We start from the raw sequence: 9398 nt of genomic DNA, 5'->3' as shown, positions 1-9398 counted from the left end.
GAAGGTTGCCAGCGACGGCGTCGGCGTGCGCACATATTGCTGGTAGGGGATGCTGCCGGCCGGCAGGAACGCGTTGGAGAAGCCGGTCAGCGCCTCGAACTCGATATTGGCGGTCATGCCGCCGAACTCCGGCGAGAACATCGAGCCGGAGCGCAGCGCCCGCACATTGGGGATCGGATCGGGCGTGATGGTGACGCCGGGCAGCTTGGTCGGGTCCCAGAAGGACTCGCTCATGACGATGATGATGTCAGGCTTCTCGGCCGGCACCGAGGCGGTCACATCGGGCCTGGCGATCGCCGCGATCGCCTTGTCGGAATAGCCCGGCGGCGCAGAGACATGCGCCATCGGCACATTGAGCGCAAAGGCCAGCGCAAAACCGTTGGAGGCATAGTTTTCCTTCTGGTCCCACATGATCGGGATGATCTGCAACCGGTCCCTGGTCCAGGAGAACGTGGCATAGTCCATGATCGAAACGAAGAAGGCGAGCAGCGGCACTGCCAGCGTCAGCCGCGCAAGGCGTCCCTTGCGGCTGAGTGCGGGAACCTTGCGGCGCCACATCCGCCAGCCATAGACGAGCAGCGACAGGCCGGCGACGATGCCGACGACCATGGCGAGCGCGGTCATCGGCCGGTCGCGCACCAAAAGCGGCAACAGCGCGAAGATCTGGCGGGCATAGAGGAAATCGGTCGGATAGAGCGGATCGCCGAGATAATGCGACTTCTGGTGGCCGACGAAGGCAAGCGATAGCGTCAGTGGCGCGACGATCATCAGGCTCTGATGGCTGCGGCCCAGCACCGCATCGAGGCCGATCAGGATCAGCGCGAACACGACGATGGTGGTCCAGCCCGGCTTGAGCGGCTGCAGGAAGAAGGAGACCGTGCCGGCAAAGTCGCCGCGCACGATCAGTTCGATGGCAAACACCAGGACGGCGGCGATCGCCAGGCTGATCAGCCCATAGCGCACGACCGGCCATCTCCTGCCCGGCAGATAGCCGGTGGAGGGGTCGTCTTCCAGGAACTGTGGCGCGGCCTTGCCGGCGCGTTTGTAACTCTTTGCCACTTTAACTTCCCCACCCAGCGACAAGCACGTCACTCGATTGTCATGGAATTGTCACGCAAAGCTAGCGCCTGTGGCCAAAATAAGAAGAGCCAGCAAACGAATCGTGAGCGGTTTTCATCAGGAGTGATCGCCAAAAAGCCTTTCGGAACAGGCACTCGGCGGATGAAGCTGCCGTCGAGCAGGGTCGAACCGGGCTTGACTTGGCGGCCTGCCTTGCGTCACAGGCAAGAAAAACTCGTCTATCAGGCAAGAAAAACCAGCCCTTGGGAGCCCGCGCATGGCCGTTGCATTCACCTTTCCTGGACAAGGCAGCCAGGCAGTCGGCATGGGCAAGGATCTCGCCGAGGCCTTTCCCGAGGCGCGCAGAATTTTCCAGGAAGTCGACGACGCGCTCGGCGAAAACCTGTCGAAGCTGATCTGGGAAGGGCCGGAAGAGACGTTGATGCTGACCGCCAACGCGCAGCCGGCGCTGATGGCGGTGTCGCTGGCCGCGATCCGGGCGCTGGAATCGCGCGGCTTCTCGCTGAAAGGCAAGGTCGCCTATGTCGCCGGTCATTCGCTGGGCGAATATTCGGCGCTCGCGGCCGCTGGCTTCGTTTCGGTTGCCGATGCCGCCAGGCTGCTGCGCATCCGCGGCAATGCCATGCAGGCGGCGGTGCCGGCCGGCGAGGGCGCCATGGCGGCGATCATCGGATTGGAACAGGCCGATGTCGAAGCCGCTTGCGCGGAAGCCGCCAAAGGCTCCGTCTGCCAGATCGCCAACGACAATGGCGGCGGCCAACTGGTCATTTCCGGCGCCAGGGCCGCGGTCGAACTGGCGGCGAAACTGTGCACTGAGAAAGGCGCCAAGCGCGCACTGATGCTGCAGGTGTCCGCGCCCTTCCATTCGGCGCTGATGGCGCCGGCCGCGAACGTCATGCGCGACGCACTCGCCGGTGTGACAAAGAATGCGCCGGTCGTTCCCGTCCTCTCCAATGTCACGGTCAGCCCGACCAGCGATCCGGACGAGATCGCCCGCCGCCTGGTCGAGCAGATAACCGGCCGCGTACGTTGGCGCGAGACCGTGGAGTGGTTCGGCGCAAATGGCGTCACCACGCTTTACGAGATTGGCGCCGGCAAGGTGCTTTCGGGATTGGCGCGGCGCATCAACCGCGACATCGCCACTGCGTCGGTCGGCTCGGCGGCTGAGGTCGAGGCAACGCTAGCAGCGCTTGCATAAAGCCCCATTTGATCCCATTCCCTGCAAAAGGGGTGTTCTCTTCTCAATCAGGAGACAAAAATGTTCGAATTGACTGGCCGCAAGGCGCTCGTCACCGGCGCATCGGGAGGCATCGGCGAGGCGATCGCCCGGATGCTGCATGCGCAAGGCGCGATCGTCGGCCTGCATGGCACCCGCATCGAGAAATTGGACGCGCTGGCTAGCGAGCTTGGCGACCGGGTCAAGCTGTTCCCGGCCAATTTGTCCAACCGTGACGAGGTCAAGGCGCTCGGCCAGAAAGCCGAGGCCGATCTCGAAGGCGTCGACATCCTGGTCAACAACGCCGGCATCACCAAGGACGGGCTGTTCGTGCGCATGTCGGATGCCGATTGGGACAGCGTGATCGAGGTCAATCTGACCGCCGTTTTCCGGCTCACCCGCGAACTCACCCATCCGATGATGCGCCGCCGCCATGGCCGCATCATCAACATCACCTCGGTGGTCGGCGTGACCGGCAACCCCGGCCAGACCAATTACTGCGCCTCCAAGGCCGGCATGATCGGCTTCTCCAAGTCGCTGGCGCAGGAGATCGCCACCCGCAACATCACCGTTAACTGCGTTGCACCAGGCTTCATCGAATCGGCAATGACCGACAAGCTCAACGACAAGCAGAAAGAGGCGATCATGGCGGCGATCCCGACGCGGCGCATGGGCACCAGCGTCGAAGTCGCGTCCGCCGTCGCTTATCTCGCCTCCAACGAAGCCGCCTACGTCACCGGCCAGACCATCCACGTAAATGGCGGCATGGCTATGATTTGAACGAGGTTCTGCAGCAACGCCGGCGGGTTGTGTAAAGAGACCATTTCGGCTTGGACCTCAGCTATTTTTCGTGTAATGCGGCCCGCAACCCGGCGGTTCGGGCAAAAATCGGTCCGTAGTCGTTGCGTTTCCGGCAGGACCATCTTTCAGCTTGATTAGCGGCATTCTGCCCGCTAACGAAGACAGACAAACAAAAGACGAGGATGCCCAAATGAGTGACACCGCAGAGCGCGTCAAGAAGATCGTCATCGAGCACCTTGGCGTCGATGCCGACAAAGTGACGGAGCAGGCGAGCTTCATCGATGATCTGGGCGCCGACAGCCTCGACACGGTCGAACTCGTCATGGCGTTCGAAGAAGAATTCGGCGTCGAGATCCCCGACGACGCGGCCGAGACCATCCTGACCGTCGGCGATGCCGTGAAGTACATCGACAAGGCTTCGGCCTGACGCTTTCTGCAGTCATCACCGGGGAGGACCTGCGATGAGGCGTGTCGTCGTCACGGGCCTTGGCTTGCTGTCGCCGTTCGGCATGGGCTTCGAGCACAGCTGGAAGGAGCTTCTGACCGGCCGCAGCGCTGCCAAGCGCATCACCGAGTTCGAGGTGGAGGATCTTGCTTGCAAGATCGCCCACGTCATTCCGCGTGGTGACGGCAGCAATGCCACCTTCAATCCCGAGGCCGTGCTCGAGCCGAAGGAATTGCGCAAGATCGGCGACTTCATCCTGTACGGGATTGCTGCCGCCGACGAGGCGCTGAAGGATTCCGGCTGGGAACCCAGGACGCATGAAGAGCAATGCGCCACCGGCGTCCTGATCGGCTCCGGCATCGGCGGCATCGAGGGCATCGCCGAGAACGCGATGATCCTCAAGGAACGCGGCCCGCGCCGCATCAGCCCCTTCTTCATCCCGGGCCAGATCATCAATCTCGTCTCCGGGCAGGTTTCGATCCGGCACGGGCTGAAAGGCCCGAACCATGCCGTCGTCACGGCCTGTTCGACCGGCGCGCACGCCATTGGCGATGCTGCCCGGCTGATCATGTGGGGCGATGCCGACGTGATGGTCGCCGGTGGCGCCGAAGCGCCGGTGACGCGGCTGTCGATCGCCGGGTTCGCCGCATGCCGGGCACTGTCGACGGAACGCAATGATTCGCCGCAAACGGCGTCGCGCCCCTATGATCGCGACCGCGACGGCTTCGTCATGGGCGAGGGCGCCGGCGTTGTCGTGCTTGAGGAGCTCGAACATGCCAAAGCGCGCGGCGCCAAGATCTATGCCGAGGTGACGGGTTATGGTCTCACCGGCGACGCGCATCACATCACGGCGCCCGCCGAGGATGGCGATGGTGCCTTCCGTTGCATGACGGCAGCACTCAACCGGGCCAAGCTTACGCCTGCCGACGTCGACTACATCAACGCGCACGGCACCTCGACCATGGCCGACACGATCGAGCTCGGCGCTGTCGAGCGGCTTGTCGGCAATGCCGCATCGAAGATTTCGATGTCGTCGACCAAGTCGTCGATCGGCCATCTGCTTGGGGCGGCCGGCGCCGCCGAAGCGATCTTCTCGATCCTTGCCATCAGGGACAATGTCGCGCCGCCGACCATCAACCTCGACAACCCCGAACGCGAAACCGCGATCGACCTGGTGCCGAACAAGCCGCGCGCCCGCCAGATCGACGTGGCGCTGTCCAATTCGTTCGGCTTTGGCGGGACCAATGCGTCGCTGGTCTTCCAGCGCTACAATGGCTGATCGTCCGGCTGCCGGGCGACGCTTTGGCGTGCCGCCAATTTTGCCATATTCGCCTCTACTCTGCCGCTGGGGATTCGTTGGGCGATCAAACGGTAGGGCGAAATGAACACAAATCCGGCAGGCAACGGAGAATTCGGGCAACGGCCGGCAACATCCGGACCGATCGTGCCGAAAACGGCCAGCGAGGCGTTGCGGCCAGAGGCCGGCACGCCGCCGCCGAAGCGCTCGCGTGCGTCACGCAGCCAGGTCGTCGTGTTCATGAACTTCGTCATCTCCTCGGTGATGCTGGTGGTTCTGGCGGCCGGCGTCGCGGTCTATTTCGGCAAGCAGGAATTCACCGAGCCCGGACCCTCCGCCAATGGCGACACCTTCCTGGTCAAGCCGAACACCGGCGTCCAGGATATCGCCGACCAGCTCGAACGCCGCGGACTGATCAGTGATGCCCGGGTATTCCGCCTTGGCGTGCGGGCCTTCGGCAATGATTCGGCGCTGAAAGCCGGCGAGTACGAGATCAAGCCCAGGGCTTCCATGCGCGATATCATGGAGCTTCTGAAGAGCGGCAAGTCGGTGATGTATTCGCTGACCATCCCTGAAGGACTGACTGTCGACCAGGCATTGCAGCGCATCGCCGAAGAGACTGCCTTGAGCGGCGACATGCCGGCAACCACGCCGCCGGAGGGCAGCCTCGCCACCGACACGCTGCGCTTCACGCGCGGCGCGACACGCCAGCAGATGGTCGACAAGCTGCTTGCGGATCAGAAGAAGCTGGTTGACGATGTCTGGCAGCGGCGCGCGCCGGACCTGCCGCTGGCCAACGTCGAGGAGTTCGTCACGCTGGCCTCGATTGTCGAAAAGGAAACGGGCAAGGGTGACGAGCGTTCACGGGTTGCCGCCGTCTTCCTGAACCGGCTTGCCAAGGGCATGCGCCTGCAATCCGATCCGACCATCATCTACGGGTTGTTCGGCGGCAAGGGAAAGCCGGCGGACCGGCCGATCTACCAGTCGGATATCCAGAAACAGACCCCCTACAACACCTATGTGATCAACGGCTTGCCGCCGACGCCGATCGCCAATCCGGGTCGTGCAGCGCTGGAGGCGGTGGCCAACCCATCGAAGACCGACGACCTCTATTTCGTCGCCGACGGCACCGGTGGGCACGTCTTTGCCGCGACGCTGGACGAGCACAACGAGAATGTCGCCCGCTATCGCGCTCTGCAGAAGAAGCAGGCGGATGACGTCGCCAAAGCCGCCAAGACGACCGGCGGCGGCGACAGCAATGCCGTCAAGCCGGCGGACGGTGGGCCGGCCGACAGTGCGCCGGCTGACGGTGCCGACGACAGCGGCGGTGACGCGGGCGCTGCCCAGTAGAATGAAGAAAGGCGTTGCCCGACAGGCGACGCCCTGACATTTGCAAGAGCGCCGCGCGTCCGATTTCGACGCGCTGCGGCGCAGTCATTTTCAAGCAGCACTTGCTCTGTCCGGAAAGCCGGTTCGGGGCAATGTGCCAGGGACGTGTGGGCGATATGAATTTGCAGAGCATGACCGGTTTTGCACGCGCCGTCGCCGAGCACGAAGGCACTTCGATCGCCTGGGAGGTCAAGTCCGTCAACGGCAAGAGCGTCGAAGTACGGCTGCGGCTGCCGCAAGGCTTCGAGCGGTTGGAACCGGCTGTCCGGCAGATACTTCAGAAACGTTTTGCACGCGGCAATTTTCAGGCGACGCTGACCATCGGCCGTGCCGTCGGCGCGCAGGCGCAGCCGGTCGTCAACGAAGCCTTCCTGAAGGACCTGGCCGGGCTCGCCAAGCGGCTGCAGGAGCAGTTCGGCGTTGCTGCGGCGACCTCGGATGGACTGCTGTCGCTGCGCGGCGTGCTCGACATTCCCGAAACTGTCGAAACCGAGGAGGCGAGGGCCGCGCTCGATGCCGCGATCATGGCCGCGCTCGAAGTGGCCTTGAACGGGCTCGAACAGGCACGGCAGGGCGAAGGGGCCGCGCTGGCTTTGCTGCTGTCGGGTCATATCGACACAATCGAGGCGCTGACGCTGCGGGCAGAAGTGGATCCATCCCGCGAGACCGCGGTGATCCGGGAACGCATCGCCGAGCAGGTCAGGCTGCTGATGGACGCTTCCGCCAATTTGGATGCCACCCGACTGCACATGGAGGCCGCGTTCCTGGCCACCAAGGCCGATATTCGCGAAGAGATCGACCGGCTGAAAACGCATGTCGCATCCGGCCGGGCACTGCTGGTGGGCGGCGGCGCGGTCGGTCGCAAGCTCGATTTTCTGGCACAGGAATTTAACCGCGAATCGAATACGCTGTGTTCCAAGTCGAATGCCGCCGCCATCACCGCGATCGGGCTGGACCTGAAGGCGGTGGTCGACCAGTTTCGTGAACAGATCCAGAATCTGGAGTAGCCGATGGTTGCCAAGGATTTGGGGTCCCGCATTCGCCGCCGGGGCCTGATGCTCGTCCTGTCGTCGCCGTCCGGCGCCGGCAAGTCGACGATCGCGCGCAATCTTCTGGAAAGCGATTCCAGCCTCGAACTGTCGGTCTCGGTCACCACCAGGCCGCGCCGCGGCAGCGAGATCGAAGGCGTCCACTATCATTTCCGGACGATGCGCGAATTCGAGCGGCTTCGTGATTCAGACGCGCTGCTGGAGTGGGCCGAGGTGCATGGCAATTGCTATGCGACACCGCGCGAGCCTGCCGAACTGGCGCTGTCTGAAGGGCGCGACATGCTGTTCGACATCGACTGGCAGGGCGCCCAGCAGCTCAAGGAGAAGATGCGCGCCGACATCGTCTCGATCTTCATCCTGCCGCCGTCGATGAAGGAGTTGAAGGCACGGCTGAAGCGCCGCGCCGAAGACCAGGAAGCGGTGATCGAAACGCGGTTGAAAAACGCCCGCAACGAGATTGAGCACTGGAAGGAATATGATTTCGTCATCGTCAATGACGACCTCGACCGCGCCTTCGCCGAAGTGCGCGGCATCGTCGTCGCCGAGCGGCTGAGACGCGACCGCCGGCCAGGCCTGTTCGATTTCGTCTCGGGACTGTTGGACGAGAAGACGGGTTGAGGCGGTGAAGCGCCAATCTCCCCCACGAGGGGGCAGATCGGCAGCTTCTTACACCGCGTTTGTCAACCTTACAAACTCCTCGACGCTGAGCGTCTCGGCGCGGCGTGTCGGATCGATGCCGGCGCGGTCGAGCAGGGCCTCGCCGCCGAGGCTCTTCACGCTCTGCCGCAGCATCTTGCGACGTTGGCCGAAGGCGGCTTCTGTGACGCGGCCGAGTTTCTTCACCTCGGTGGGCAGGGGCGTCAGGCGCGGCACAAGATGCACCACCGAGGAGGTGACCTTTGGCGGCGGCGTGAATGCCTGTGGCGGTACGTCGAAGGCGATCCTCGCCTCCGTCCGCCAGCCGGCAAGGACCCCCAGCCGGCCATAGCTGTCGCTGCCGGCGGGAGCGACGATGCGCTCGGCCACCTCGCGCTGGAACATCAAAGTCATCGAGGTGTAGAAAGGCGGCCAGTCGCTGACGGTCAACCAGCGCACCAGCAGCTCCGTGCCGATGTTGTAGGGCAGGTTGGCCACGATCTTGACCGGGCCGCCATTGCCGGTCGCTCGACTGGCAAGGCCCGTGAAATCCGTCTTCAGCGCATCGCCCGAAACAACCTCCAGCCGGCCGGGATAGTGGTCGGACACTTCGGCAAGAGCAGCCAGGCAACGTTCGTCGCGCTCTATGGCGATCACCTGGCGCGCTCCGTTGGCAAGCAAGGCGCGGGTCAGCCCGCCGGGACCGGGGCCGACCTCGATGACGGTTGCATCGGACAAGTCGCCGGCGGTGCGGGCGATCTTGCCGGTGAGGTTGAGGTCGAGCAGGAAATTCTGGCCGAGCGCCTTCTTCGCCTGCAGCCCATGACGCTCGATCACCTCGCGCAACGGCGGCAGCCCGTCGATGCTCATGTCCGAGATCTCATGCGGCAACCGCCTTGGTGTTCGTGTCGGCCAGCCGCCGGGCAAGCTTCAGCGCCGCTATCAGGCTGTCGGGCCGCGCCACACCCTTGCCGGCGATGTCGAAGGCCGTGCCGTGGTCGGGCGAGGTGCGGATGAAGGGCAGGCCGAGCGTGACATTGACCGCCTCGTCGAAAGCCAGCGCCTTGGCCGGGATAAGCGCCTGGTCGTGATACATGCAAAGGGCCGCGTCGTAACCAGCCCGCGCCCGGACATGGAACAATGTGTCGGCCGGCAAAGGGCCGAAAGCGTCGATGCTTTCGGCGCGCAGGATGTCGACCGCCGGGCGCACGATCCGCTCGTCCTCGAGGCCCATGGCGCCGCCTTCGCCGGCATGTGGATTGAGCCCGGCAATCGCCAGCCGTGGCCTGGCGATGCCGAAGCGGCCGGCAAGGTCGGCAGCGGTGATACGCGCGGTGGCGACGATCAGTTCGGTGGTCAGTGCCTTCGGCACCTCGGCCAGCGCTATGTGGATGGTGACGGGAACGGTGCGCAGGTCGGGCCCTGCCAGCATCATCACCGGCATCGCCTCGACGCCGCTGTGCCGAGCCGCCAGATGCGCCAGAT

10 protein-coding genes are annotated in these 9398 nt (G+C 64.1%); 7 read left to right on the top strand and 3 right to left on the bottom strand.

Annotated features, from left to right (window positions below; genetic code table 11):
* Positions 1-1059 (bottom strand): LTA synthase family protein (locus tag EN949_RS28710; RefSeq protein ID WP_245472526.1); only part of this gene is annotated, 1059 nt, incomplete at its 3' end.
* Between the two features lie 277 nt (positions 1060-1336).
* Here EN949_RS28710 and fabD point away from each other — a divergent pair.
* The 7 genes from fabD (at position 1337) to gmk (ending at position 7895) form a co-directional block, all read left to right on the top strand.
* The gene (gene fabD, locus EN949_RS28705; RefSeq protein WP_013532517.1) at positions 1337-2278 is read left to right on the top strand and encodes an ACP S-malonyltransferase; all 942 of its coding nucleotides are present in this window, start codon (positions 1337-1339) and stop codon (positions 2276-2278) included.
* Between the two features lie 60 nt (positions 2279-2338).
* A complete protein-coding gene (gene fabG, locus EN949_RS28700; protein WP_063171792.1) occupies positions 2339-3076 on the top strand; it encodes a 3-oxoacyl-[acyl-carrier-protein] reductase in 738 nt (245 codons plus the stop codon).
* 211 nt (positions 3077-3287) lie between these two features.
* Complete coding sequence (locus EN949_RS28695) at positions 3288-3524, top strand: acyl carrier protein (protein WP_006203723.1); 237 nt, start codon at positions 3288-3290, stop codon at positions 3522-3524.
* Positions 3525-3558: 34 nt separating this feature from the next.
* Entirely contained in the window at positions 3559-4821 is a 1263-nt protein-coding gene (fabF, locus tag EN949_RS28690; RefSeq protein WP_127366165.1) for a beta-ketoacyl-ACP synthase II, read from the top strand.
* A 102-nt stretch (positions 4822-4923) separates the two neighbouring features.
* Positions 4924-6189, top strand: coding sequence for an endolytic transglycosylase MltG (gene mltG, locus EN949_RS28685; protein WP_127366166.1), 1266 nt, complete (start codon positions 4924-4926; stop codon positions 6187-6189).
* A gap of 155 nt (positions 6190-6344) precedes the next feature.
* Entirely contained in the window at positions 6345-7235 is an 891-nt protein-coding gene (locus EN949_RS28680; RefSeq protein ID WP_013532513.1) for a YicC/YloC family endoribonuclease, read from the top strand.
* A 3-nt stretch (positions 7236-7238) separates the two neighbouring features.
* The gene (gene gmk, locus EN949_RS28675; RefSeq protein WP_013532512.1) at positions 7239-7895 is read left to right on the top strand and encodes a guanylate kinase; all 657 of its coding nucleotides are present in this window, start codon (positions 7239-7241) and stop codon (positions 7893-7895) included.
* A gap of 48 nt (positions 7896-7943) precedes the next feature.
* On the opposite strand, the gene rsmA is transcribed toward gmk, so the two are convergent.
* Positions 7944-8783, bottom strand: a complete 840-nt coding sequence (gene rsmA, locus EN949_RS28670; protein WP_127366167.1) for a 16S rRNA (adenine(1518)-N(6)/adenine(1519)-N(6))-dimethyltransferase RsmA — start codon at positions 8781-8783, stop codon at positions 7944-7946.
* Positions 8784-8793: 10 nt separating this feature from the next.
* Positions 8794-9398 (bottom strand): 4-hydroxythreonine-4-phosphate dehydrogenase PdxA (locus EN949_RS28665; protein ID WP_206534972.1); only part of this gene is annotated, 605 nt, incomplete at its 5' end.

The sequence above is a fragment of the Mesorhizobium sp. M7A.F.Ca.US.007.01.2.1 genome (genome assembly GCF_003998165.1).
GTDB lineage: Bacteria > Pseudomonadota > Alphaproteobacteria > Rhizobiales > Rhizobiaceae > Mesorhizobium > Mesorhizobium ciceri.
This window is presented reverse-complemented; position numbering and strand designations above follow the sequence as displayed.

Excerpts from the sequence above, each read along its gene's own strand:
- gmk (WP_013532512.1), top strand. The coding sequence starts at position 7,239 with ATGGTTGCCAAGGATTTGGGGTCCCGCATTCGCCGCCGGGGCCTGATG.
- fabD (WP_013532517.1), top strand. The coding sequence starts at position 1,337 with ATGGCCGTTGCATTCACCTTTCCTGGACAAGGCAGCCAGGCAGTCGGC.
- EN949_RS28695 (WP_006203723.1), top strand. The coding sequence starts at position 3,288 with ATGAGTGACACCGCAGAGCGCGTCAAGAAGATCGTCATCGAGCACCTT.
- rsmA (WP_127366167.1), bottom strand. The coding sequence starts at position 8,783 with ATGAGCATCGACGGGCTGCCGCCGTTGCGCGAGGTGATCGAGCGTCAT.
- EN949_RS28680 (WP_013532513.1), top strand. The coding sequence starts at position 6,345 with ATGAATTTGCAGAGCATGACCGGTTTTGCACGCGCCGTCGCCGAGCAC.
- fabF (WP_127366165.1), top strand. The coding sequence starts at position 3,559 with ATGAGGCGTGTCGTCGTCACGGGCCTTGGCTTGCTGTCGCCGTTCGGC.
- mltG (WP_127366166.1), top strand. The coding sequence starts at position 4,924 with ATGAACACAAATCCGGCAGGCAACGGAGAATTCGGGCAACGGCCGGCA.
- fabG (WP_063171792.1), top strand. The coding sequence starts at position 2,339 with ATGTTCGAATTGACTGGCCGCAAGGCGCTCGTCACCGGCGCATCGGGA.